This window comes from Pontibacter sp. JAM-7, assembly GCF_048548695.2.
GTDB lineage: Bacteria > Pseudomonadota > Gammaproteobacteria > Pseudomonadales > Balneatricaceae > Neptuniibacter.
Genome location: NZ_JBLYIF020000006.1, coordinates 92,306 through 116,385 on the forward strand (window position 1 = coordinate 92,306; position 24,080 = coordinate 116,385).

Below are 24,080 nucleotides of genomic sequence, written 5' to 3' on the forward strand. Positions count from 1 at the left end.
TATCAGAGTAAAATAGTCGGAATTTATGGTATATTGATGCTTTGCGGAACAGAGTGCATTGCTTGAAAGTCGACTCCTGACTTAGGCGCTGTATCATGTCCGTTTGAACAATAGATTTCCGGAACCAGTGGTCGCTTGGTGGCCATAGTAAGCAGCAGGTGTAGCAATGAGCGTAATAGATACCATTAAAGAGCAGATTGAAAGCAACGACATTCTGCTTTACATGAAAGGCACTCCACGTTTTCCTCAGTGTGGTTTTTCTTCTCGAGCATCGGAGGCTTTGATGTCCTGTGGCGAGCGCTTTGCGTTTGTTAACATTCTGGAAAATCCGGACATTCGGGCAGAGCTGCCAAACTATGCTAATTGGCCAACCTTTCCTCAGCTGTGGATCAAAGGTGAACTGATTGGCGGTTGTGACATCATATGTGAGATGTCAGCATCCGGTGAGTTGCTGACATTGGTGAAAGAAGCTGCGCCTGAATCTGACGCAGAATAAGATAAAATTTTCGCCTGGGGCATTGAATTGTCAGCTGGCGGTCTTATCTATTAATTTTTATCGCAAATTAAGTATAAGAACGGAGACTCTTAACCATGGGTGTACTAGTAGGCAAGCAAGCTCCTGATTTCACTGCAGCAGCAGTGCTGGGTGATGGTCAGATCGTAGATAGCTTTAGCCTGAAAGAAACCATTAAAGGTAAATATGGCCTGGTATTTTTCTACCCGCTGGACTTTACCTTCGTTTGTCCATCCGAACTGATCGCTCTGGATCACCGTATGGATGCCTTTACCGAGCGTGGTGTTGAAGTGATTGGTGTTTCTATCGATTCCCAGTTTACGCACAATGCATGGCGTAACACACCGGTTAATCAGGGTGGTATTGGTCCTGTTAAATACACGCTGGTTGCCGACGTGAAGCACGAAATTTGCCAGGCATATGATGTTGAACATGATGCGGGTGTCGCTTTCCGTGGTGCTTTCCTGATCGATAATAACGGTGTGGTTCGCTCTCAGATTGTCAATGATCTGCCGTTGGGTCGTAACATGGATGAGCTGATTCGTCTGGTTGACGCACTGCAGTTCCACGAAGAACACGGCGAAGTTTGCCCGGCTGGCTGGAACAAAGGTGACAAGGGCATGACTGCTTCTTCTGAAGGTGTTGCCGCTTACCTGTCTGACGAAGCTGATAAGCTTTAATATCCTTACGGGATATAAAAAAACCCGCCATCAGGCGGGTTTTTTGTTAGTCCTGCCAGCCACCCAGTGCTTTCCATTTATTCACGATTTGGCAGTACAGCTCAGCGGTCTTCAGAGTATCGTAAAGTGCGGAGTGAGCCTGTTTGCCATCAAACTCAATTGCTGCTGCTTCACAGGCTTTAGCTAGCACGGTTTGGCCAAAGGCTAAGCCAGCCAGTGTGGCTGTATCAAAGGTCGAAAATGGATGGAAGGGATTGCGCTTGATATCCGCACGCGCGGTGGCCGCATTGATAAAACTCTGGTCAAATGCTGCATTGTGGCCAACCAACACTGCGCGTTTGCAGTCATGGTGTTTGATTGCGCGCCGCACGGGTTTAAATATCTCTTCTAAGGCTTCTCTTTCGGGCACGGCTTCCCGTTCAGGGTCAAATGGGTCAATGCCGGTAAAGTCCAGAGCCGCTTTTTCTAGATTGGCGCCCTCAAAAGGATCAACCTGTGCGGAAAAGCTCTGATCTATGACCAGATCGCCCTTATCATCCATGGTAAGCAGTACTGCCGCTACTTCTAGCAGGGCGTCTGTCCGCGGGTTGAAACCGGCGGTTTCTACATCCACGACCACCGGAAGAAATCCCCGGAAGCGCTGAGCCATTGGATGTGGGTTGCAAGATTGATCTGACAAAAGAAACCCTTACTGTTGAGGCGTAATCGAGTAGGGCATTTTACCCTAGGGCGGCGGCGTCTCCAACCGTATCATTTTTGGGGGTATCTTCGGCGGCTTTTCAATGCTGTATTATTAAAGAACTAGGCCTGTGAGCCGAAACAGAAGCTATATGCCACAGTGGTGGATGGGATGATGTTGGGTGTAAAACAGCAATGGTTATTTGTCATATTGGGCAGCATATTCAGTTATGCCGCCCAGGCTGTGACTTTTTCCAGTCAGCTGGACAATACTCGCTGGCAGTTGGAAGCGTCAAAATTTAGCTGCCGATTAAGTCAGGAAATACCAACATTCGGGCGGGCCGTCTTTGAGCATGAGGCTGGAGAGGCAGTTCGTTTTCAGCTGCAACCGATAGAAAAAGTACATTTTACCCAAGGAGCCGAGTTGTTTGCCGAAGCTGCTCCCTGGCAGCCGGGGCTCTCGCCATGGCGCATTGGCAGCGTTAAGCAGGATGGTCAGGGTAAGCTGGATGTGCGATCTGAGTATGCTCAGAATATGCTGGCGGCGCTGTCTAAAGGGATGATGCCTACCTTTACCTCCGCAGGTTGGTATGGCACAGATGAATCCCTGCGTGTGGCGGTGTCTGCGGTCAATTTTCAGACAGCTTACTCAGACTACGTTAACTGTACCTCTGATCTGTTACCGGTAAATTTTCGTCAGGTGGCAAGAACTGCAATTCTTTTCCCGGCTGCGCAAACGCAGTTGTCTGATGCCTCTCGTGAACGATTACGCTTAATTGCTCTCTATGTGCAAAACGATAACAGTGTGAAATCACTCTATATCGATGGCCACTCAGACAATCTGGGTCGGCGCTTGTTGAACCGAGATCTATCCAAACAGCGCGCTGAAGCTGTAACAGACTATCTGGTTAGCTTGGGTATTAGTTCTGACATTATCACCACCCGCTACCATGGTGAACGTTACCCGGTGGTGAAAAATAACAGCGCCGAAAACCGTACCAGAAACCGTCGAGTCACCATCCGGCTGGAACGGGAATAAGCCTGTTTAGAGTTTAGGCTTAACCCTCTCTGTTTTCTGATCCGTCTCTGCTATACTTTCGCCCCTCATTTTTCTCTGCGGACGGAGTGCTGTTGTTGCAGTTTCTGTCACAGGTGTCTTTTGCAAGTTGGAGCTTGAGATGTCCGATATCAAAAAGGTCGTTCTGGCCTATTCCGGTGGACTGGATACTTCGGTAATCGTCCGCTGGCTGCAAGATGAATATAACGCTGAAGTGGTGACCTTTACGGCTGACCTTGGTCAGGGTGAAGAGGTTGAACCGGCGCGGGCCAAAGCCGAAGCGCTGGGTGTTAAAGAGATCTATATCGAAGATCTTCGGGAAGAGTTTGTGCGTGACTATGTCTTCCCAATGTTCCGTGCCAACACGATTTATGAAGGCGAATACCTGCTGGGTACTTCTATCGCCCGTCCGCTGATTGCTAAACGCCTAATTGAAATAGCCAATGAAACGGGTGCGGATGCTATCTCTCATGGTGCGACCGGTAAGGGTAATGACCAGGTGCGCTTTGAACTGGGTGCATACGCGCTCAAACCGGGTGTGCATGTGATAGCACCTTGGCGTGAATGGGATCTGACCTCCCGTGAAACGCTGATGCAGTATTGCGAAGATCGCGATATCCCTGTGGATTTTTCTTCCAAGAAGAAAAAATCTCCTTATTCTATGGATGCCAATTTGCTGCATATCTCTTATGAGGGCGGCATTCTGGAAGACCCATGGGCTGAGGCGGAAGAAGATATGTGGCGTTGGTCTGTGGCACCTGAGCAGGCACCGGATGAGCCAACTTACCTCGAGCTGACCTATAGCAATGGTGATATTGTTGCCATTAATGGTGAGAAGATGTCACCGGCGACTGTTTTGGAATACCTGAACAAGGTCGGTGGTGCCAATGGTGTTGGCCGTCTGGATATTGTGGAAAACCGTTTTGTTGGTATGAAATCTCGTGGCTGTTATGAGACTCCAGGGGGCACCATCATGTTGAAAGCCCATCGTGCTATTGAATCACTGACACTCGATCGTGAAACCGCACACCTGAAAGATGAACTGATGCCGCGTTACGCCAAGGTTATTTATAACGGCTTCTGGTGGTCGGATGAGCGTAAAATGTTGCAGCAGATGATCGATTATTCCCAGCGCTATGTGAATGGTGATGTTCGGGTCAAGCTCTACAAAGGCGCTGTTTCTGTGGTGGGTCGTCGTTCAGAAGAAAGTTTGTTTGATGAAAATATCGCGACGTTTGAAGACGATGCCGGTTCATACGACCAGAAAGATGCAGCCGGATTTATCAAACTGAATGCGCTGCGTATGCGTATTGCTGCCAATAAGGGTCGGGATCTGCTGAAAGACTGATTCAGGCTGCTGTTGAATTAAAAAAACCCCGTTACCTTTGGTGCGGGGTTTTTTCTGTTTCAAACACCGCAGCCTTTGCTAATGAGTTGATTCCTATGCTACTTTTGGTCGGTCTCTGTTAGTGTTCAAGTCATGGAAAACCGCAATACAGGCAAATCTGTCCTGATCGTAGATCGCAGTCATGAAGACCTTGGTACTCTGCGGAGTTGTCTGAGTCGGTTGGGCTTTGCCTCTATTATGCCCGCATCATCGGTGAATATGGCGTTGAGCCTGATGCGGGAGATGCAATTTGACTTAGTGTTTTCTGTATATGAGATGGGCGATGGGCAGAAAAATGGCCTGCAATTGCTGCAGGAAGCCAATCATGAAAAAATCCTCAGTGTCACCAGCTGCTTTTTCCTGATAGTGGATCAGGAAACCTCAGAAGTTTTGCACGGCTCGTTGGAAAATTCCCCCGACCATTTTATCGCTAAGCCTTACGATTTTCCCCGCTTACAGACCGCCATCGAAAAATTGATGCGCATGAAAAAGGTTTTAGCCTCGGTCGAGGGACTGATAGACAGCGGCAAGCTTGAGTCTGTGCCGCAGGCATGTGATCAGGTGATGGGGCAGTATCCCGGCCTGCACCAGTATTTGCTGCGTATTAAAGCGATTGCGCTATTGGGGCAGGGGGAGTATGAACAGGCCCTATTACTGTTTGAGTCCATGACCAAGAGCAGAGAGCTGCCATGGGCGGAAGTGGGTAAAGGCATGGCGTGCTATCACCTGGGGCGCTTTAAGCAGGCTGCAGGTTATTTCCACCGGTTAATTGATCAGGGCCAGGTATCGCTTGAGGCCTACTTATGGTTGGCTCGTTGTTATCGCGACAGTTGCGAGCTGGAACGGGCAGTGATGCTGCTGCGTAAGGCGGTAATGCTGCAACCCTGTATGCCATTACTGCAGGCCGAGCTGGCAGATCTGGCATTTCAGGCCGGCCAATATCCTTTATCGGTCACTGCCTATCAGGAGGCTATTCAGTACGCTAAGCATTCGGTTTTTCAGACTCCTGAATGGTACTTTGGCTGTGCACGAGCATTGGGCTTATGTAATGGTCAGGGGCAGGCTGAGCGAGACATGGTAGAGCTGCTTGAACGTGTCGGGATGGAGTTTGAGACACTTGAAGTAAAGTTTATTGCAAAACTGATGGCATCGGTATTTTACCGGGAGTCCGGTAATGAGCAGCGCCAGTTACAAATTTTGCAGGATGCCTGGCGTTTGTACCAGTCGTTACCGCAGTCAGAACAGTGTGAGCGGATGGAGTTGATGGCTGACGCGGTACAGGATACTGAATTGGCAGCCGGGTTTCAGGAGCGGCGACGGGAAGTCAATAAATGGATGTTGGAACTGCCCTGGGGCAGACATAACCTGAAGGGCATGGCTGCATTCAAAAAGGGTGATGTGAAGCTGGCGTATGAGTGTTTCAGTGCTGCTCAGCAGACTTTGCCGACTCATATGAGTATTGCTTTAAACCGTGTACAGGCATCTTTGGAACTGGTTAAACAGGATCCGCACAATGCGCTGCCATTATTACTTGCCTGCGCGGACATCATGCGCGGAATCAATTTCGCGGCACTAACCCGGTCCCAGCAATCCCGTTATACGCGATTTTCTGAACGATGCGCTCAACTTTTGCCAGAATTAAGCGCTAACACTTAAAAGTTGTCGTCTTCTTCAATCAGGAAGGAGCTGGCGTCGGCCGGGGTGTCGGCGGGTTGATCTGGATTTTGCAGGTTACGCACAAGCTTGCGGCCCAACAGTTTTTTCTGGGCAGGTTCGGGAAGGTCGGTGAACATAATCATGTTTTTTGTGATCAGAACATCGATAAGGTCTTCCAGAATTCGAGCGATGGCAGCATCCGAATTTTCCAGGAAGTCACCGTTATTTATGGCGTCATTGCCGATGGCCAGAAAGCGCAGCACTTCTTCATCTTGCAGAGCAACAGGCTCTGAGTTCGACTGCTGAGCTTCTGACAGGCTAATGATATGGCCTGCAGCGTTACGGATGGCGTATAACATATTGGTTTGTTAGAGTAATTCAGTTTAGTTTATGTGTATATCGTCAGTATCCTGTCACGGTCGCACCAGGTCAAGCGCGACTACGTTTATTCGGTAAGGTAATTTAATGGATGTAAACCACGATCCGCTGCTTGGTTGTCTGGTACACCTGACAGAGCAGAATCACCGGCCGCTGTCTGCCGAAGTGTTGTGTGATGGTCTGCCACTGGAAGATGGCAAGCTGACCCCGAAGTTATTTATTCGCGCCGCTAAAAATGCCGGTTTTTCTGCCGCTGTGCGTCAGCGTTCCTTGCGTAAAATCTCTCCCTTGGTGCTACCTGCGGTGTTGCTGCTGGACAATGCCGATGCTTGTGTGTTGCTCAGTATCGATATAGGCCAGGATGAGGCGGTGCTGTATCAGCCGGAGAGTGGTGGCAGTCATACCTGCAGCATCGCTGAGTTGGAAGCGCGTTATCTGGGGTATGCAATTTTTGTTCGCCTCGAGTACCAGTTCCAAAAACAGATGACCCGCTTGCTGGAAGGGCATAAGGGTCACTGGTTCTGGGGCAGTATTAAATACTCTTCAGCAATCTATCGAGATGTGCTGCTCGCCTCATTCCTGATTAATCTGTTTGTGTTAGCTAATCCGCTGTTTGTGATGAACGTGTATGACCGGGTGGTGCCGAATGATGCTCTGGAAACGCTCTGGGTGCTGGCAGCCGGTGTCTTTATTATTTACTTGTTTGATTTTCTTTTGAAAATGCTGCGGGCTTACTTTATTGAAGTAGCTGCCAAAAAAGGGGACGTAATGATGTCCTCGATTATCTTTGAAAAAGTGATGTCGCTGCGCTTTGAAGCCCTGCCGGCATCCGTCGGCTCATTTGCCAGCAACTTGCGTGAATTTGATAGTCTGAGAAATTTTCTCTATTCCACGTCCAATACCATTCTGATTGACCTGCCGTTTGCGTTCCTGTTTTTACTGGTGATTGCTTATATTGGTGGTCCGCTGGTGGTTGTTCCGGTGGTGGCGATTCCGTTGATTATTATCTATGCCTTGATTGCCAAAGGTCGTTTAAAGCAGGCAGTAGAAAAAACCTTTGCTTCTACTGCGCAGAAAAATTCGACGCTGGTCGAAAGCTTAACGGCGATGGAGACTGTGAAGACGCAACGGGTCGCCTCTTCCATGCAATTAAAATGGGAGCAAGCCAGCGGCTATATCGCCAAATGGGGTCTGCGTTCTCGGGTGCTGTCAGCCTCTGTGGTCAATTTTGCCGGTTTTATGCAGCAACTGACGTCTGTGGGTATCGTAGTTGGCGGTGTCTACCTGATCAGTGAACGTGAAATGACGATGGGGGCATTGATTGCCTGCGTTATTTTATCGGGTCGGGCGCTGGCCCCGATGTCTCAGGTCGCCAACTTGGTTATCGGTCTACACCAGGCGTCAACGGCGTTGAAATCACTGAATGCGATTATGGCGCTGCCAGTCGAGCGTGAAGAGGGGCAGGAGTTTGTTAACCGCGAACATCTGGCGGGCAAGGTTGAATTTCGTGATGTCAGCTTTGCCTACCCAGAAGCCGAGCAGAAAGCGCTGGAACATGTTTCATTTAAGGTCCAGCCTGGTGAGCGCGTGGCGCTGATTGGCCGGATTGGCTCTGGTAAAACCACCATCGAAAAATTGCTCATGGGACTGTACCAGGCTAAAGACGGCTCCATTCGGCTAGATGGGGTGGATGTTAAACAGATTGATCCGGTCGACCTGCGTCGAAATGTCGGTTATGTGCCGCAGGATGTGATGTTATTTGCCGGTACGCTGCGGGAAAATATTGTCAAAGGTTCGCCTTATGTACTGGACTCGGTGTTGCTTAAGGCTGCTGAGCTATCGGGTGTCAGTGAGTTTGTGAATACCCACCCTCAGGGGTATGACATGCAGGTGGGCGAGCGAGGGGCGCGTTTGTCGGGTGGCCAGCGTCAGGCGGTTGCTATTGCCAGGGCGTTAATTCATGAACCGAAGATCTTGATACTGGACGAGCCAACCGCGTCGATGGATAACACCTCAGAAGAGCAGGTTAAAAAATCTTTACTTAGTCTGCCAGCTGAAACCACCATGCTGGTGGTTACCCATAAGATGTCACTGTTGCCGTTGGTCGGGCGCATTATTGTGTTGGATCAGGGACGGGTTGTGGCAGATGGGCCAAAAGACAGTGTGCTGGAAGCATTGAAGTCCGGCCGCTTGCAGATCCGGCGCTAGGAGCAAATTATGAAACCGAACAGCGACGATCTGAAATTCATGTCCAGTGTCAGCGAAGCGATGCTGGAGCAAACACCCCGTGGGGCAAAGTGGCTGATCTGGATCTGTGCAGCATTTATTGTAATAGCCATCGTCTGGGCTAACTTGGCTCAGTTGGATGAAATTACCCGAGGGGATGGTGAAATCATACCGTCCAGTCAACTGCAGCAGGTAGAAACCCTTGAGGGCGGTGCAGTCTCTGAAATTTTGGTACGCGAAGGGGACGTGGTGCAAAAAGGTCAGATATTGCTACGCATCGATGATGTGCGATTTGCCAGTAGTTTCAAGGAAAACCAGGTTCGTAAATATGAATTGATTGCAAAGTCGGTGCGGCTACGCTCAGAGTCTTTCGGTGGAGAATTTAAAACCCCTAGCGGTTACCCCGATGAGTTTCTGGATATGTTGGGACAGGAAGAGTCGCTGTATGTGAGCCGCGCTCAGGAACAGCGAGCTGCGGTCGCTGGTCTGGAACAAAAGATTACCCAGCGCAATCAGGAGCTAAAAGGTGCTCGTGCGCAGGAGTCGCAATTGACGCGCAGTACTCAGTTACTGCAGCAGGAGATGAATATCACCCGTCCGCTGGTGGATGAGGGTGTGGTTTCCGAAGTTGAATACCTCAGGCTGCGGCGGCAGTTGAATGACTTAAAGGGCGAGTTAAACCGGGTAAGATTGGATATCCCCCGTATTCAGTCCACTTTGTCTGAAACGCGGGAAAAGCGTGATGAAATTGAGCTGCAGTTTCGGAATGAGGCACGCCGGGAGTTGAACGAAGTGAATGCCGAAATCTCGCGGATCAATGAAATGCTAACGGGTATGAGTGACCGTATCAGCAGGGCCGAAGTACGGGCACCGGTGACAGGTACAGTGAAGCAGTTGTTTGTGAATACCATTGATGGTGTTGTGCAGCCGGGGGATGAACTGCTGAACATTATTCCCTGGGAAGATAAGTTATTGGTTGAGGCGCGCATCAAGCCCTCTGATATCGCCAATATTCAGCCTGGACAAACCGCACGAATTAAAGTCAGTGCCTATGATTTCTCAATTTATGGCGGTGTTGATGCAAAAGTGGTCTTTGTCAGCCCGAGTACTATTCTTGACGAGCAGGATGAGAGTTATTATCTGGCGCGTCTGGAAACTAAGAACTCCTATATCGGCAATGATAAAACCTCGCTGCCGTTGATTGCGGGCATGACGGTAAGTGTTGATATCCTGACGGGTAAAAAATCCGTTATGGATTACTTGTTAAAACCGATTCTGAAAGCTAAAGATAAAGCTTTGACTGAACGATAACAGATCTATCTGTTTAGATTTATGTTGTAATGACCGGTGAAAAAAGCCGTTTATTGCGTCTCTTTTTAAGGATGAAACACACACATGCAGGTATTTCTGTTTGGCCATCGGGTCAAGGTTTTGGCCCGCTGGAGCGCGTCACTGGCCGTTCAGAATCCAGAGATTATAGCGCTGAACACACTGCAGTCTGCTGTCATAGCTGATCCCGCCGTGGTGTTTGTGCATATTAGTTCCATCTCGGCAGATGAATACCAGCAACTGGTAGCGATTCTCCACAAAACGCCAGCATTGAAATTGGTTGCCGGCGATGATGTGCCTGATGATGACCGTGGCATGCAATGTTTGCAGGATGGTTTCAGTGGCTATACCAACACTTTTGTTACGCCGGTAATTCAGCAACAGATCATCAGTACGGTAAGCAGAGATGAAATCTGGGCCGGCCCGGAAGTGTTACAGAAACTTGTACAGAAACTGTTACACCGCCCAGCTGTTTTAAATTCGTATACCCCGGCACCTGATGAACGGCTAAAAGATCTTAGTGAACGGGAGCAGGATGTATTGTCGGAATTATCTAAAGGTATGAGTAACAAAGAAATTGCCAGAACATTAGATATTACCGAGCGTACTGTTAAAGCACACTTGAGTTCGATCTTCAGTAAAACGGGGATGTCAGACCGTGTTTCATTAGTTTTACTGTTAAGTGGAAAATTGTAATAAAATTGAGCTAAACTTCGGAAGTGGCCTTGAACAACAATACAAGGGAAGGAATATGAAAAAAAATCTAGTGTTGGCTGCCATTCTGGCAACAATGTCAGCATCCTCCATAGCGGCAACACTTGAGGACGTTGTAATTCAGGGATTGAATACCAACCCGGAAGTCCAAAGTGCACTGAGTTCGCGCAATGCTGTTTATCAGGAAGTCGTGCAAGCGCGTGCCGGATACCTGCCTACTTTAGATTTTGCTGGTGGCGTTGGTTGGGAAAAAACTAACAATACAACTACCCGTGCCAATGGTTTTGATAACGTCGAGCTACACCGGAAGGAAGCCAGTCTTAGTCTGCGTCAGATGCTGTTTGATGGTTTTGCCACCAAACAGGAAGTAGAACGTCAGACCGCTCGTGCTGATTCTGCTGATCAGCGTGTAGTCGAAACTGCTGAGCGTTATGCGCTTGAAGCCAGTCGTGCTTATCTAGAAGTCATGCGCCGCCAAGAGCTGCTGCAGCAGGCCAAAGAGACCTTATTTAGTCATGTCCGTATCTACGACCAGATTAAACGTCGGTCGGAGTCAGGCCTGGGCGCGCTGGCATCAATTCAGCAGGCTGAAGGTCGTTTAGCACTGGCTGAAGTAAATGTTTTGGCGGCTGAGAATAATCTTGTTGATGCGCAGGCAACTTACCAGCGTATTACAGGTCAGCTGCCAGAAGGCGAATTTATGATGCCTAAACTGGACGTTAGCTTGCCTGAAACCAGAGAAGGTGCGGTTAAGTATGCGTTGGAAAACCATCCAACGCTGGGTGTGGCAGAAGCAGATACTATGGCGGCAGTCGCTCAGTATGAGGCTTCTCGTGCCCGCTGGGCTCCGCGTTTGCACCTCGAAGTAGACCGTACCTGGAATAATGATATTGATGGTGTTGATGGCATCAACGAAGACTTTGTTGCCATGTTGCGCCTGCGCTACAACATGTACAACGGTGGCGCTGACCGTGCTCGTGTTCGTCAAACCCAGCACCAGATCGAAGCAGCAAAATCGATATCTGCAGATACCCACCGTCAGGTAGTACAGAGTGTTGAGTTGTCCTGGAATGCACAGGAGATTCTGGCGCGCCAGATCCCTTATCTGCAGCAGCACGTTGTGGCCAGTGAGCAGACCCGTAATTCCTACCAGAAACAATTCAATATCGGCCAGCGCTCTTTGCTTGATTTGCTGGATACCGAGAATGAAGTATTTTCTGCGAAAAACGACCTGACCAATGCACTGTACGATCACATGATCGCCCAGTATCGTTTGCTGAATGGTATGGGGCAGTTGCTGGATACTATGCAGCTAGTCTTGCCTGAACCTAACCTGGGTAATGTAAAACCAGAGCAGGAACAGGGTTAAGCGGGTTGCATTACCGGTAGGGGGTTCTATAGAATCCCTGCCAACCTGTTGTTATAAAAAAGGGTTGCCTTAGGCAGCCCTTTTTTCTTTACTCCTGCTGGCGCACCGCCGATGAAAACACACAAAATCACTCAGGCTCCAGTACCCATGCGTAGTGTGGGGCCGATTAACATCTGCGGCCCAGTGCTGCAGGAAAAGCTCAGTGTTCCTCTGGCTACTTACGAGACACCGTTATGGCACTCTGTTGGCCGGGGTGCCCGGGTATCATGTTTGACTGAGGGTATCAAAACCACGGTAGTGGATGAGCGTATGACACGTTCGATTTTGCTGGAGGCAGCTGACGCCCCTGCCGCTGTGGCTGCGTTGCATAGCCTGGTGACCCGTCTGGACGATATGAATCAAGTGGTTGCTCAGAGCAGTCGTTTTGCACGGCTAATTGATATGCATAGCCAGATAGTGGCCAACCTGATGTATTTGCGGTTGGAGTTCACCACGGGTGATGCTTCAGGCCACAACATGGTCACTAATGCGGCGGATAAACTGATTCCATGGATACTTACCGAGTACCCGCAGTTAACATATTGTTCTATTTCCGGTAACTATTGCTCTGATAAAAAAGCCACAGCGGTTAATGGCATTCTGGGCCGGGGTAAATATGTTATCAGTGAAATCACGATTTCCCGTGAACTATGTGAGAGGCGCCTGAAAACCACGCCGGAAAAAGTGGTTGACCTCAATATTAAAAAGAACCTGATTGGTACGATGATCGCTGGTGGTTTGCGCAGTGCGAATGCACACTATGCCAATATGCTGTTAGCTTTCTATCTTGCTACCGGCCAGGATGCCGCCAATATTATTGAAGGTTCACAGGGCGTGGTACATGCCGAAGTTCGTGAAGGTGACCTATATTTCTCCTGTACACTGCCTAACCTGATAGTTGGTTCGGTTGGTAACGGTAAAGGCTTGGGCTTTGTGGAAGAAAATCTCAGCGCGCTGGGGTGTAAAGAGAGTCGTGAGCCGGGAGAAAATGCCCGCCGTCTTGCAGCAATCTGTGCTGCAACTGTGCTGTGTGGTGAGCTATCGCTACTGGCAGCTCAGACCAACCCTGGTGAGCTGATGGAAGCACATCTGAAACTGGAGCGGTGATGTCTGATCCGACCAATAATCGAAAAGTCGAGCATATCCGTATTATTGGTGATGATCCGGATACCGATCGCCAGGCTGCCTATTTTGATCAGATTCAGCTGCAGCATCGGGCATTGCCAGAATTGGCGCTGTCAGCTATTGATACCCGCACTGAATTTTTAGGTCGCCCCCTGAGTTTTCCTTTGTTGATCTCATCCATGACGGGCGGTGATCATGATTTGGTGGCCCGGATTAATCGTAATTTGGCAGAAGCAGCGCAGCGTTGCGGGGTTGCCTTAGCGGTTGGGTCGCAACGGGTGATGTTCACTCATCCCGCCGCTCGTAACAGCTTTGAATTACGTAAATTTGCTCCGGATATCCCGCTGCTGGCCAATATGGGCGCCGTACAGTTGAACTATGGCATGGGCATCGTAGAAGCTCAGGCAGCCGTGGACTGTCTGCAGGCTGATGGTTTGTATCTGCATTTGAATCCGCTACAGGAAGCTGTGCAGCCGGAAGGAGATACGGATTTCTCCGGGCTGGCAGACAAAATTGCGGCTATTGCCGGACAATTGTCAGTGCCCGTGCTACTGAAAGAAGTCGGCTGTGGCCTCACTGCACCGGATATTGAACTGGGATTAAAGGCCGGCGTCCGTCACTTTGACGTGGCCGGTGCCGGCGGTACTTCCTGGAGCCGTATAGAACATCACCGGGCGGGCAGTGGTGATGATCTGGGACTCAAATTTCAGGATTGGGGAGTGCCAACTCCTGTGGCCCTGCAGCAATCTGCAGTGTTTCTTGATCGTGCCACCATAGTCGCAAGTGGCGGGTTAAGAGATGGGATCGACATGGTGAAATCTGTTATACTCGGCGCCTCTTTGTGTGGCATGGCGGCCCCATTCCTGCAACCGGCGATGAAATCCGCCGATGCAGTGGTGGTAGAGATTGAAAAATTACATCAACAATTCACCACCGCTATGTTCCTGTTGGGTGTTCCGGATATCAAAACTTTGTTCAATAACCGGACGCTTGTGTTAGATAAGTACTGAGGATTGAGATCCAAGAATGTCTGTCGGTATTGACGAAATCAGTTTCTATACACCCAATTATTACTTGGATTTAAGGACGCTCGCTGAGGTCCAACAGACAGAATCCGAGAAGTATTATCAGGGGATCGGCCAGGAAAAAATGTCCATGCCCGCGCCTGATGAAGATATTGTTACCATGGCTGCCAATGCCGCTCAGCCTTTGGTTGAGCGGGTCGGTAGTGGAGCAATCTCCACCCTGCTATTTGCAACTGAGACCGGTATAGATCAGTCCAAAGCCGCAGGAATTTATGTCCACCGGCTGCTCGGCTTAAATGCTAACTGTCGTGTCGTGGAACTCAAACAGGCTTGCTACAGTGCTACGGCAGCGATTCAGATGGCCTGTGCTCTGGTAACCCGCCAGCCTGATAAGCAGGTTATGGTAATTGCTTCTGATGTGGCCCGTTATGATCTCGATACTGCGGGTGAAGCCACTCAGGGTGCGGGTGCCGTTGCCATGTTGATCAGCGCCAACCCCCGGTTGATTGAAATTGCCCCGGAAGTGGGTAATCACACGGAAGATGTGATGGATTTCTGGCGGCCAAATTACCGTAATACCGCGCTGGTAGATGGTAAGTATTCCACCAAGGTGTATCTCAAATCGCTGAAAAAAGCCTGGGAAAATTTTGTCGAAGCCAGTTCTTTAGCGTTTTCCGATTTTTCTCATTTCTGCTATCACCTTCCGTTTAGTCGTATGGCAGAAAAAGCCCATAAACACCTGGCGAAACTGAACAAGTGTGGCTTGAACCCTGATCAGTTGGAGCAGCAGATCGAAGATACCCTGTATTACAATCGTCTGATCGGCAACAGTTATACCGCGTCCATGTATATCGGGCTCAGTTCGTTACTTGAGAACTGTAAGCAGAATCTGGCGGGTAAGAGAATCGGTTTTTTCAGTTATGGCTCTGGATGTGTCGCCGAATTCTTTGCTGGCACTGTGGTTGTCGGTTATGAACACTGTCTACATACACTGGTGCACAAGAATATGCTGGAGACCCGGCAATCCGTCAGCTATGACGAATACCTGTCTCTGTACCGTTATCCCGACCCACGGGATGGCGAGCATCATGATATCCCCCAAGGTACCACCGGACGTTTTCGCTTGGCTGCCATCAGCGGACATAAGCGGGAATACGTCATCTGCTAATGAAAGCGCAGGCCCCCGGCAAGCTGATTCTGAGTGGTGAGCACTCAGTCGTTTACGGAGCACCTGCGCTGGCAATGGCTGTTCAAGAACGGGTCGAGGTGAGTTTTACCCCAGCGCCTTGTTCTGAACAACTGACCTTCCTAAGTCCTGTGTTTGCTGAAACCAGTATCGCCTTATCCAGCCTGTCTGGTTGGCGTATGCAACTGGATCAGGCATATCAGCAATTCCTCGATGGCCAGCTGAGTATGAGTGAGGTGCTGGGCCAGCCGATCGAACTGTTGTTCTACATTTTGTCGCTTTATCCGCCAACCGGCGGATGTTTTACGCTTAACAGCAGTATTCCAACCGGCGCGGGTCTCGGCTCATCGGCAGCGGTGATTGCCGCCATGTTGCAATGTACCCCAGCCCGGTTATTGGAGCGATGTGCATTTATGCAGCAGGTTCGATTTTGTGAACGGTTGCAGCATGGCAGGGGCAGTTTGCTGGATGCCGCTACGGTAACCTTTGGTGGTGCTGTTAAAGTGCAGAATGACAGAGTGTCCGCCGTATCACTGCCGCTTGGCTCGGGTTGGTGCCGCATGGACACTGGACGTCCGGACTGCTCTACCGGAGACGTAGTAGAACAGGTCAGGCTGCGCTATGCAGAGAGTCATATATGGAACGAGTTTGCTGATCTGACGGATCAGATTGAACAGAATTGGCTCCGTGTCGACAAAGTGATCGGTTTGATCCGTGACAACCATCGCCTGTTACAACAGATCGGTGTGGTACCTGACCGGGTGGCGGCACTTATCCAACAGATTGAAAATCTTGGTGGTGCAGCTAAAGTCAGTGGCGCCGGTGCCCACCGGGGTGATCAGGCAGGCCAGGTACTGGTTTTTTTGCCTGAAGATGTATCAATAAACACTTGTGAAGCGGTCACAGGTATCAGGCCAGTGGTATTGCAGCAGTCCGCTCGGGGGGCTTGGTGTGCAGACGATTAAGTTGAGTGTGCCAGGCAGTATTATGCTGCTGGGTGAACATGCCATTTTGTTTGGCGAGCAGGCGGTTGCTTGCGCGGTAGATAAATATATTCATATTACCCTCACCCCCCGGTCTGACCGGTTGGTGCAGGTGGATTCTGCGCTGGGGCAACACCAGACCTGTTTGGAGCAACTTGCGCCGCATGCGTCGCTAAGCTTTGTCATGGCGGCGATCCGCCAGGTACAGTCTGAGCTCCCTGCTGGTTTTACGCTGAAAATCGAGTCCGAGTTTTCTCATACTGTAGGTCTGGGTTCATCCGCAGCGGTTACTGCCGGCACGGTGGCTGCTCTGCATGCCTATGCAGGCTTGTCATTGGAGCCCGTTGAGTTATTTGATCGAGCCCTCGCTGCGGTTCATGAGGTGCAACAGGGCAGGGGCTCCGGCACCGATCTGGTGGCCAGTATTTACGGTGGCCTGGTGGCCTATCGCTTTGCGCCTCGTGAAATTGTGCCCCTGGCGGCAGCACCGCAATTGGGGCTGTATTACGCCGGATATAAAACCCCGACACCAGAGGTTCTGCGCGCGGTGGAACATCAGTCAGCGCAATGCCCGGTGCTGTATAAACAGCTGTATCGCTTGATGGGCGAAACAAGTCAGCAGAGTATTGCTGCTATCCAGTCAGCGCAGTGGGCAGTGGTCGGGCGCACCATGAATCTATATCAGGGACTGTTGGATGCTCTTGGGGTCAATGATGCAACCCTGAGCGATATGATCTATCGCTTACGAGGTTTTCCTGAGGTTCTGGGGGTGAAGATATCCGGTTCTGGTTTGGGAGACTGTGTAGTGACGCTGGGCGCTGCCCCTGAGTTAACTGGTTATGAGCAGATTCCGATTGCCGTGTCCCGGCAGGGAGTGAGCATTGAGTTTATCTAAAGCCACGGTAGTCGCGCAGGTGCTGCCAAACTCTCCGCAACCGGGTAAGCAGGCAGACGCCTTTGCGCCCAGTAATATCGCTTTGTGCAAATACTGGGGTAAACGCGATCGCGAACTCAACCTGCCGGTCAATGCATCGTTATCAATTTCATTGGGAAGCCTGGGCAGCCAGACCAGGATCACTCCGGCGGATGGTCACGACCAGGTCTGGCTCAATGGCCAGCGACTGGAACTCGATACGAATTTTAGTCGCAAAGTGTTGGAGTTTATCGGTCTGTTTCGGCGCGACCTGCAACAGTCGGTGATGGTAGAAACGGTAAATAATATCCCGACCGCTGCCGGGCTGGCATCTTCAGCGTCAGGTTTTGCAGCGCTTATGTTGGCGCTGAATGAGTTTTATCAGCTGCAGCTGAATCCAGAGCAGTTATCAGCTTTTGCACGGATGGGCAGTGGCAGCGCCAGCCGCTCAATGTTTGACGGTTTTGTTGAATGGCACAAAGGGCAGCAACCCGATGGGATGGACAGTTTTGCTGAACCGCTGCCACAGAGTTGGCCTGGTTTCTGTATCGGATTACTGAAAGTCTGTACGGCAGAAAAAACAGTGGATTCCCGTGCGGGTATGCAGCGTACGCTGGAGACTGCACCGCTGTACCAGTCCTGGCCGCAACAGGCCGAACAGGACCTGAAAACCCTAAAACAGGCGATTTATCAGCGCAATTTCACCCGCTTGGGAGAAACCGCAGAACAAAATGCATTGTCCATGCATGCCACTATGATCGCCGCTTGGCCACCACTCTTGTATTGGCAACCCGAGTCTGTGGCCGCGATGCAGCGTGTTTGGCAGCTGCGGGCCGCGGGCACTGAAATTTACCTCACCATGGATGCAGGCCCAAACCTGAAACTGTTGTTTCAAAGCAGCGATATTGAATTGGTCCGTCAGGCGTTTCCGGAGTTACAGGCTCCGGACATCGTGACTCCGTTTGACTGATGCCGCCGCGCTTCAAACCGGATTTCTACTGACCCGGCAGCAGCGTGATAGCCAGCAAGGCATCTGTTTTACCTATTGGTTGCAGACCTCGGCTGGAGCTCAGTCCCTGACGCTCACGCATCAATCGAATGTTTTTTTTGTCCATGCATCCGCTGCAAATCAGATTAAGCAATTATTACAGCCTTTGTCAGGCTGGCACCTGGCTGATGTGGAGCTACATGACTTACAGCAACAGCCGGTCATGGCGCTGTATTGCAATGCACTGTCACTAAGCCGCAACGTTATCAGCCGACTAGAGGACGCTGGTATTGCTGTCATGGAAGAGGATATCCGGCCGGTAGATCGTTACCTGATGGAGCGATTTATTCAGGGCGGTGTTCATTGGCGGCACGATGAAAATGGCGGCTTAAAGCTGGCTCCCTGTGAGGTTGTGCCTGTGTTTCGGGTGCTATCAATCGACCTTGAAACGACCTTAAACGCTGACCGGATATTGTCAGCGGCGCTTTATGCTGAAGATCTGCAACGGGTTTGGGTTGTGGGAGCAGGCCACTCTGATACGACGGTGATTTATGTCAGAGATGAATCCAGCCTGATCAGGGCCTTACTGCAACAGATCAACCGCTATGACCCGGATTTGCTCATTGGCTGGAATGTCATCCAGTTTGATTGTCGTGTGTTGTTGCGTCGGGCACGGCAGCTCGGCATTCCCCTGGCACTGGGGCGAGACGGCTCTGCCATGCAGATGAGTCCTGAGGGGGAAGGCAATAGCTGGGTGCGAATCGCTGGCCGCGTGGTATTGGATGGTATCGATACCTTACGTGGCGCTACCTGGCAGTTTGAGAGCTTTGCTCTGGACTTTGTCGCCAACACGCTGTTGCAGCGAGGCAAGTTAATTGACCATCCCGCCGACCGTGGTGAAGAAATTCAACGCTTGTATCGGGAAGATAAACCGGCGCTGGCACGCTACAACCTGGAAGACTGCCGGTTAGTGCTGGATATCTTCGCCAAGGCTGAACTGCTTGATTATCTGGTGGAGCGGGCGCGACTGACCGGACTGGCGTTGGATCGTGTTGGGGGGTCAGCCACTGCATTTGATAACCAGTATCTGCCGCGTCTGCATCGCGCCGGTTATGTTGCGCCCCCTTATGCGTCCGGCATGTCGGGACTGGGTGCCCCCGGTGGCTATGTCATGGACTCAGTTCCGGGTTTGTATCGGCAGGTGTTGGTGCTGGACTTCAAAAGCCTGTATCCCAGTATTATCCGTACCTTCTGTATCGACCCATTAAGCCTGGCCGAAGGCCTTAAAACCGGGGCTGTAGCTGATGATCTGCTGCCGGGTTTTAACCATGCCATTTTCTCCCGTAGCAAACATATTCTGCCAGCACTGATCTCGGGCCTTTGGCAGGCACGGGACCGGGCCAAACAAAAACAGAACCAACCTCTGTCGCAGGCGATAAAAATCATTATGAACGCCTTTTATGGAGTATTGGGTTCGAATCTTTGTCGCTTCTACGATGAGCGTTTATCCAGCTCAATTACGCTGCGCGGGCATGAGATTTTGTTGAAAACCCGCGAGTGTATTGAGCAAGAGTTTGGCGTTAAGGTGATCTACGGTGATACCGACTCAGTGTTTGTTTGGTTAGGGGATGATTATCCGCAGGCCGATGCAACTGCCAAAGGGGAAGCCATGGCCGCGTATTTGAATCGCTGGTGGCGTGATAACCTGAAGCAGCGTTTTGGTCTGGAAAGCTGTCTTGAAATTGAGTACGAAACCCATTATCGGCGCTTTATGATGCCGACTATCCGACATTCGGAAAAGGGCAGCAAAAAACGTTATGCGGGTTTGAAAATCAGCCGAGAGGGCGAAGAAACACTGATTTTCCGTGGTCTGGAAAATGTACGCAGTGACTGGACTCCGCTGGCGCGCCAGTTTCAGGAACAGCTGTACCAGAAAATTTTTCATGATGAACCCTGGTTACCGCTGATTCAGCATACGGTGTCTCAGGTGATGGCGGGTCAAATGGATGAGGCGTTGGTGTATCGCAAGCGTCTACGCCAGTCGTTGTCAGATTATCGTAAAAACCGTCCACCACAGGTCCAGGCGGCGCTTAAGGCAGAGCAGGTGTATCTCAGACGGGGACAGTCCAGTCCATTCCATCCCGGTAGCCGGATCGCGTATTTGATGACAGTCAATGGCCCGGAACCTGTTGAGTTTCGGCAATCACCATTGGATTACCAGCACTATATCGAGAAACAGATTCGTCCGGTGGCGGAGAGTATTCTGCAGTTCTTAGGGGTGGATTTTGATACCTTGATCACGCCGCAGAGAGCGCTGTTTTAGCGATAGAACGATGGTCTTCAGGCCATCACGTCGATCTGAGTGCCCAGGCTGCTTAAGGGGTCAAGACTCAATTGGGTCTGGCCCGCAACCTGCAACAGCTGCAACATCATTTCGCCCTGGGCTTCAATCATATCGTTTGCCATGTCGACAGACTTTACCGCCAGCTCGGTTTGAACGGCCTGCTGGCTCATGGCGGTAGCCAGGTTGGCGATGCCGGAGACTTCCATTGCTATTTCCTCTGTTTAGGTAAACGGGTTGTCGGCCTGTTTTCGCCTGACTTTATTGTAAAAACCTAACAGCCGTTTTAAGCCGGTGTTTTTTTTGCATCAGATGATTTTTTTTATTGCGAGGTAGGTCATTCGGTGCTATTTAGCAATCTTTAATTACAAGGTTCAGGTGCCCAGACAATCAGTTTCTGAGCGGGCAAGCACCCACCCTCGAATGGATTGCGGCCTATGAAACCTGATACACCTCATTGCGTTGATGAAGGCGCTTCGTCACTACTGCCATCTTCATTTCTCAGCTTATTGTCTCTATTAATTCACACGCCCAGTGTGGTGGGGGCAGAGCACTCTTTTTTCCGGGTTTTGCAGCGTGAGCTGGAATTGCGGGGTGCCAATGTCACTTGGTACGAAGGGGTGCTTGTCGCTCAGGGCAATGATCCGTACAGCATGATGTTTTCTGCTCACTCAGATCGCCATGGTTTGATTTGTACCGGACCCAATGAGTTCCAGTATGCCGCTTTTGTTGCTGGCGCCCGTTCCGACCTGCTGGGTAACTCAGTCGATGAGCAGTTAATGAAAAAAATTGTCGATCGTTTCTCATCGGAAACAGTGTTTGCCTACGAACCCTGGTCAGGCGCTTATCGTGGTCGCGGCGAAGTGGATAAGGCGTACATCTGTGAATACCGTAATAACCTGATTTTTATTCTTAAGGGCTTGGAGCACCTGGAGGCTGGAACCCCTGTGGCTTTTACGGACCGGCTAAAGGTTGATGAGAATAGCCTGGTGGCGCAACTGGATAACGTGCTGACTGTCGCTGTACTGGTCTACCTGTTTGAACTGGGTTTTCAGGGAACGGTGTTTTTCACTGCGCAGGAAGAAGCCGGTAAAAGCTGGCGATATCTGCTGGAGTGGTTTCGGCGCTTTGGTAGCAGCACCAACCAGCTCATTGTGGTGGATACCAGCCCCTATCCTGATCAAGAGAGTGCCAGTCAACAACATCTGGTACTGCGTAATCGTGATGCTAATGCCGTGTTTAATCCGGCATTGACAGCCAAATTGGTGAGCGCTTGTGATGCATTGGGTTACCGCTACCAGTTTAAGGACCAGTGGGTTGAAGCTCGCAATACACAACTTATCGCTAAAGGTGAAGAGCCGGGTTCGTTGGGGTCTACTGAGATGGGCCGTATTATTGCGGCATCCGGTGGTCTGGTGGATGGCACTACGTTGCAGATTCCCACTTCGGGGTACCACACCATGTCCGAAACAGCGCCGCTGAATTCTGTGGCCGCATTTATTCAGGTATTGGCGACATTGTCCGGCCTGGCGCTGACGGATAAGGAACTCTAATGCTTAAGACGCTGGTGGTGGTAGATCATGAAGATCTGCTGGCTGAATATCGGGACCTCAATGTGATCGGGTTTGATCACTATCTGACGGATTATCCGCAAAAAAATGAGCCCCGTACCCGAATCATCAACCTATGTGATACCGCGCATTACCTAAGTCGTGGGTATTACTGCTCGCTGTTGGCCGAAGCGCGTCAGCATCGGGTGTTGCCGAATGTGAGTTGTATCAACGACCTGCGTGATCTGTCCCAGGCCGACCTGAGTGGGCTTAGTGTAGGGCATGCCGAAGCATTACGTCAGGCATTGGCCGTTGGTGACACACTAGAACTGAACATTTATTTTGGCTGGACTGCCGTGGAAGCGTGGCAGAAATTGGCCTGCCAACTGTTTGATAATTATCCCGCACCACTGCTGCACCTGTTGGTAAAACGGCAGGCTGAGGGTTTGCAGTTGCAGTTACGGCGTCTGGCAATTACTGAGCTTGATCAGGCGGCACAACAGCAGTTTATGCTGCGGTTGAAACTGTATACGGCACAAAGCTGGAAAGGGCCAGCGGCGAAAAAGCGGCTGCGCTGGGATATGGCAATTCTGGTGGATCCGGAAGAGACGTTTCCGCCCAGTGACAAAGAGGCTATCAAGCTGTTTATAAAAGCAGCTGCCAAAGTGGGTATTCATGCGCAACCTGTCACCGCTCAGGATATGCCTCATATCAGCCAGTTTGATGCATTGTTTATCCGTGAGACTACGGCCATCGATCACCATACCTATCGTCTGGCCCGGCGTGCCGAGCGGGAAGGGCTGGTAGTGATGGATGATTCCACCTCCATTCTGCGCTGCTGCAACAAGGTATTTCTGCACGATGCGTTCAGCTATAACGGTGTGCCTTCATTGAAAACCCGGGTGGTTGGCGATAGCAGTGATGCGTCCTTGGATCTGATCGAGGCTGAATTCAATTATCCGCTGGTATTAAAACTGCCGGAAAGTTCGTTTTCAAAAGGTGTCTTCAAGGTCGATAACCGTGATGCATTGCGGCAGCGTGCCCAGTCGTTGTTAAAGGATACGGCCTTATTGCTGGTGCAGGAGTATCTTTTTACCGAGTTTGACTGGCGTATTGGCATCCTGAATGGACGGCCTATCTATGCCTGTCGTTATCATATGGCACGTAACCATTGGCAGATCTATAACCATGGCGATCACAGCACCACTTCAGGTGGCTTTGAGACCCTAGCGACTTTTGAGGTGCCGCGCCGGGTGCTGGATGCTGCGATTAAAGCTGCAGCAATGATCGGGCAAGGCATCTATGGGGTCGACCTGAAACAGAAAGACAATCAGGTGTATGTGATTGAGGTCAATGATAACCCCAGCATTGATCATCGGGTTGAGGACCGTTATCTGGGCAATGAACTGTATATGCAGATTATGCACGAGTTTGCCCGCCGTCTAGAGCAGCGTGGGCGGTGAACTTGCCGGTGACACTGCGCCGGGCTACGCCAGCTGATGCTGCGCGGTTACTGGAGATCGAAAATCTCAGCTTTGTTACCGATCAGATTAAGCCCCGGCAAATGCGTTATCTGATCAGTCGTGCCAGTGCCGTGACCCTGGTTGCTGAGGTTGGTGAGCAAATTGTCGGTTATCTGCTGGTGTTAGTGCCAAAAAGTCCACGCCCGGCACGGATTTATTCGGTGGCTGTGGCTCCTGTTTATCGTGGTCAAAACGTTGCTCAACAGTTGCTTCGATTTGCACTGGGTTATTTGCGGTCACTACAGTATGCTGTTGTGAGACTGGAAGTGAGAGCCGGAGATCAGAGGGCACAGACCCTATACCGGCGTTTGGGTTTCTCACCGGTCAGTCGTTTGGCACAGTATTATGCAGATGGAGAAGCGGCCGTAAGAATGCAGCTGAATCTGGAGGTGCCACACCCTTCCGAGTAGAGAGAACAG

22 protein-coding genes are annotated in these 24,080 nt (G+C 50.7%); 19 read left to right on the top strand and 3 right to left on the bottom strand.

Annotation, left to right across the window (positions count from 1 at the left end; all coding sequences use genetic code 11):
- Positions 1–166 precede the first annotated feature (166 nt).
- Complete coding sequence (grxD, locus tag ACFVYJ_RS09630) at positions 167–496, top strand: Grx4 family monothiol glutaredoxin (RefSeq protein ID WP_419415247.1); 330 nt, start codon at positions 167–169, stop codon at positions 494–496.
- 95 nt (positions 497–591) lie between these two features.
- A complete protein-coding gene (locus ACFVYJ_RS09635) occupies positions 592–1,194 on the top strand; it encodes a peroxiredoxin (protein WP_419415246.1) in 603 nt (200 codons plus the stop codon).
- 46 nt (positions 1,195–1,240) lie between these two features.
- Here ACFVYJ_RS09635 and rnt read toward each other — a convergent pair whose 3' ends face one another.
- Positions 1,241–1,843 carry a ribonuclease T gene (gene rnt / locus ACFVYJ_RS09640; RefSeq protein WP_419415245.1) on the bottom strand — a complete coding sequence of 201 codons (603 nt, stop codon included), beginning with the start codon at positions 1,841–1,843 and terminating at the stop codon, positions 1,241–1,243.
- A 201-nt stretch (positions 1,844–2,044) separates the two neighbouring features.
- Between rnt and ACFVYJ_RS09645 the strand changes: the two genes are divergently transcribed.
- From ACFVYJ_RS09645 to ACFVYJ_RS09655, 3 genes are all read left to right on the top strand, one after another.
- Positions 2,045–2,911, top strand: coding sequence for a flagellar protein MotY (locus ACFVYJ_RS09645; protein WP_419415244.1), 867 nt, complete (start codon positions 2,045–2,047; stop codon positions 2,909–2,911).
- Positions 2,912–3,050: 139 nt separating this feature from the next.
- Complete coding sequence (locus tag ACFVYJ_RS09650; RefSeq protein ID WP_419415243.1) at positions 3,051–4,277, top strand: argininosuccinate synthase; 1,227 nt, start codon at positions 3,051–3,053, stop codon at positions 4,275–4,277.
- Positions 4,278–4,409: 132 nt separating this feature from the next.
- Positions 4,410–5,972, top strand: coding sequence for a tetratricopeptide repeat protein (locus ACFVYJ_RS09655; RefSeq protein ID WP_419415242.1), 1,563 nt, complete (start codon positions 4,410–4,412; stop codon positions 5,970–5,972).
- On the opposite strand, the gene ACFVYJ_RS09660 is transcribed toward ACFVYJ_RS09655, so the two are convergent.
- The gene (locus ACFVYJ_RS09660) at positions 5,969–6,331 is read right to left on the bottom strand and encodes a hypothetical protein (RefSeq protein WP_419415241.1); all 363 of its coding nucleotides are present in this window, start codon (positions 6,329–6,331) and stop codon (positions 5,969–5,971) included. The two genes, ACFVYJ_RS09655 and ACFVYJ_RS09660, sit on opposite strands and share 4 nt — an antisense overlap.
- A 106-nt stretch (positions 6,332–6,437) precedes the next feature.
- Between ACFVYJ_RS09660 and ACFVYJ_RS09665 the strand changes: the two genes are divergently transcribed.
- From ACFVYJ_RS09665 to ACFVYJ_RS09715, 11 genes are all read left to right on the top strand, one after another.
- Complete coding sequence (locus ACFVYJ_RS09665) at positions 6,438–8,558, top strand: type I secretion system permease/ATPase (RefSeq protein ID WP_419415240.1); 2,121 nt, start codon at positions 6,438–6,440, stop codon at positions 8,556–8,558.
- Positions 8,559–8,567: 9 nt separating this feature from the next.
- Positions 8,568–9,887, top strand: coding sequence for an HlyD family type I secretion periplasmic adaptor subunit (locus ACFVYJ_RS09670; RefSeq protein ID WP_419415239.1), 1,320 nt, complete (start codon positions 8,568–8,570; stop codon positions 9,885–9,887).
- A gap of 84 nt (positions 9,888–9,971) precedes the next feature.
- Positions 9,972–10,601 (top strand): response regulator transcription factor, encoded by a 630-nt coding sequence (locus ACFVYJ_RS09675; protein ID WP_419415238.1) that lies wholly within the window; start codon positions 9,972–9,974, stop codon positions 10,599–10,601.
- Between the two features lie 55 nt (positions 10,602–10,656).
- Entirely contained in the window at positions 10,657–11,988 is a 1,332-nt protein-coding gene (locus tag ACFVYJ_RS09680; RefSeq protein ID WP_419415237.1) for a TolC family outer membrane protein, read from the top strand.
- Positions 11,989–12,099: 111 nt separating this feature from the next.
- Positions 12,100–13,134, top strand: coding sequence for a 3-hydroxy-3-methylglutaryl-CoA reductase (locus ACFVYJ_RS09685; RefSeq protein WP_419415236.1), 1,035 nt, complete (start codon positions 12,100–12,102; stop codon positions 13,132–13,134).
- On the top strand, positions 13,134–14,162 hold the full coding sequence (fni, locus tag ACFVYJ_RS09690) for a type 2 isopentenyl-diphosphate Delta-isomerase (protein WP_419415235.1): 1,029 nt from the start codon (positions 13,134–13,136) through the stop codon (positions 14,160–14,162). The genes ACFVYJ_RS09685 and fni overlap by 1 nt, the downstream gene beginning before the upstream one ends.
- Positions 14,163–14,178: 16 nt before the next feature.
- Complete coding sequence (locus ACFVYJ_RS09695; RefSeq protein ID WP_419415234.1) at positions 14,179–15,345, top strand: hydroxymethylglutaryl-CoA synthase; 1,167 nt, start codon at positions 14,179–14,181, stop codon at positions 15,343–15,345.
- Complete coding sequence (locus ACFVYJ_RS09700) at positions 15,345–16,328, top strand: mevalonate kinase family protein (RefSeq protein WP_419415233.1); 984 nt, start codon at positions 15,345–15,347, stop codon at positions 16,326–16,328. The genes ACFVYJ_RS09695 and ACFVYJ_RS09700 overlap by 1 nt, the downstream gene beginning before the upstream one ends.
- Positions 16,315–17,241 (top strand): mevalonate kinase family protein, encoded by a 927-nt coding sequence (locus ACFVYJ_RS09705; protein ID WP_419415232.1) that lies wholly within the window; start codon positions 16,315–16,317, stop codon positions 17,239–17,241. Before ACFVYJ_RS09700 ends, ACFVYJ_RS09705 begins: the two co-directional genes overlap by 14 nt.
- Positions 17,228–18,229 carry a diphosphomevalonate decarboxylase gene (gene mvaD / locus ACFVYJ_RS09710; RefSeq protein ID WP_419415231.1) on the top strand — a complete coding sequence of 334 codons (1,002 nt, stop codon included), beginning with the start codon at positions 17,228–17,230 and terminating at the stop codon, positions 18,227–18,229. The genes ACFVYJ_RS09705 and mvaD overlap by 14 nt, the downstream gene beginning before the upstream one ends.
- Complete coding sequence (locus ACFVYJ_RS09715) at positions 18,222–20,570, top strand: DNA polymerase II (RefSeq protein ID WP_419415230.1); 2,349 nt, start codon at positions 18,222–18,224, stop codon at positions 20,568–20,570. Before mvaD ends, ACFVYJ_RS09715 begins: the two co-directional genes overlap by 8 nt.
- 17 nt (positions 20,571–20,587) lie before the next feature.
- Here ACFVYJ_RS09715 and ACFVYJ_RS09720 read toward each other — a convergent pair whose 3' ends face one another.
- The gene (locus ACFVYJ_RS09720; RefSeq protein ID WP_419415229.1) at positions 20,588–20,797 is read right to left on the bottom strand and encodes a putative motility protein; all 210 of its coding nucleotides are present in this window, start codon (positions 20,795–20,797) and stop codon (positions 20,588–20,590) included.
- A gap of 228 nt (positions 20,798–21,025) precedes the next feature.
- Between ACFVYJ_RS09720 and ACFVYJ_RS09725 the strand changes: the two genes are divergently transcribed.
- Genes ACFVYJ_RS09725 through ACFVYJ_RS09735 form a run of 3 tightly spaced genes read left to right on the top strand, consistent with a single transcriptional unit; the run spans position 21,026 to position 24,071 of the window.
- Positions 21,026–22,141, top strand: a complete 1,116-nt coding sequence (locus ACFVYJ_RS09725) for a hypothetical protein (protein WP_419415228.1) — start codon at positions 21,026–21,028, stop codon at positions 22,139–22,141.
- Positions 22,141–23,601, top strand: coding sequence for a RimK family protein (locus ACFVYJ_RS09730; RefSeq protein WP_419415227.1), 1,461 nt, complete (start codon positions 22,141–22,143; stop codon positions 23,599–23,601). Before ACFVYJ_RS09725 ends, ACFVYJ_RS09730 begins: the two co-directional genes overlap by 1 nt.
- Entirely contained in the window at positions 23,598–24,071 is a 474-nt protein-coding gene (locus tag ACFVYJ_RS09735; protein ID WP_419415226.1) for a GNAT family N-acetyltransferase, read from the top strand. The genes ACFVYJ_RS09730 and ACFVYJ_RS09735 overlap by 4 nt, the downstream gene beginning before the upstream one ends.
- The last annotated feature ends 9 nt before the right edge of the window (positions 24,072–24,080 follow it).

What these genes read in the sequence shown, in the direction of transcription:
- grxD (WP_419415247.1), top strand. Translation starts at nt 167, where the DNA reads ATGAGCGTAATAGATACCATTAAAGAGCAGATTGAAAGCAACGACATT.
- ACFVYJ_RS09635 (WP_419415246.1), top strand. Translation starts at nt 592, where the DNA reads ATGGGTGTACTAGTAGGCAAGCAAGCTCCTGATTTCACTGCAGCAGCA.
- rnt (WP_419415245.1), bottom strand. Translation starts at nt 1,843, where the DNA reads ATGGCTCAGCGCTTCCGGGGATTTCTTCCGGTGGTCGTGGATGTAGAA.
- ACFVYJ_RS09645 (WP_419415244.1), top strand. Translation starts at nt 2,045, where the DNA reads ATGATGTTGGGTGTAAAACAGCAATGGTTATTTGTCATATTGGGCAGC.
- ACFVYJ_RS09650 (WP_419415243.1), top strand. Translation starts at nt 3,051, where the DNA reads ATGTCCGATATCAAAAAGGTCGTTCTGGCCTATTCCGGTGGACTGGAT.
- ACFVYJ_RS09655 (WP_419415242.1), top strand. Translation starts at nt 4,410, where the DNA reads ATGGAAAACCGCAATACAGGCAAATCTGTCCTGATCGTAGATCGCAGT.
- ACFVYJ_RS09660 (WP_419415241.1), bottom strand. Translation starts at nt 6,331, where the DNA reads ATGTTATACGCCATCCGTAACGCTGCAGGCCATATCATTAGCCTGTCA.
- ACFVYJ_RS09665 (WP_419415240.1), top strand. Translation starts at nt 6,438, where the DNA reads ATGGATGTAAACCACGATCCGCTGCTTGGTTGTCTGGTACACCTGACA.
- ACFVYJ_RS09670 (WP_419415239.1), top strand. Translation starts at nt 8,568, where the DNA reads ATGAAACCGAACAGCGACGATCTGAAATTCATGTCCAGTGTCAGCGAA.
- ACFVYJ_RS09675 (WP_419415238.1), top strand. Translation starts at nt 9,972, where the DNA reads ATGCAGGTATTTCTGTTTGGCCATCGGGTCAAGGTTTTGGCCCGCTGG.
- ACFVYJ_RS09680 (WP_419415237.1), top strand. Translation starts at nt 10,657, where the DNA reads ATGAAAAAAAATCTAGTGTTGGCTGCCATTCTGGCAACAATGTCAGCA.
- ACFVYJ_RS09685 (WP_419415236.1), top strand. Translation starts at nt 12,100, where the DNA reads ATGAAAACACACAAAATCACTCAGGCTCCAGTACCCATGCGTAGTGTG.
- fni (WP_419415235.1), top strand. Translation starts at nt 13,134, where the DNA reads ATGTCTGATCCGACCAATAATCGAAAAGTCGAGCATATCCGTATTATT.
- ACFVYJ_RS09695 (WP_419415234.1), top strand. Translation starts at nt 14,179, where the DNA reads ATGTCTGTCGGTATTGACGAAATCAGTTTCTATACACCCAATTATTAC.
- ACFVYJ_RS09700 (WP_419415233.1), top strand. Translation starts at nt 15,345, where the DNA reads ATGAAAGCGCAGGCCCCCGGCAAGCTGATTCTGAGTGGTGAGCACTCA.
- ACFVYJ_RS09720 (WP_419415229.1), bottom strand. Translation starts at nt 20,797, where the DNA reads ATGGAAGTCTCCGGCATCGCCAACCTGGCTACCGCCATGAGCCAGCAG.
- ACFVYJ_RS09725 (WP_419415228.1), top strand. Translation starts at nt 21,026, where the DNA reads ATGAAACCTGATACACCTCATTGCGTTGATGAAGGCGCTTCGTCACTA.
- ACFVYJ_RS09730 (WP_419415227.1), top strand. Translation starts at nt 22,141, where the DNA reads ATGCTTAAGACGCTGGTGGTGGTAGATCATGAAGATCTGCTGGCTGAA.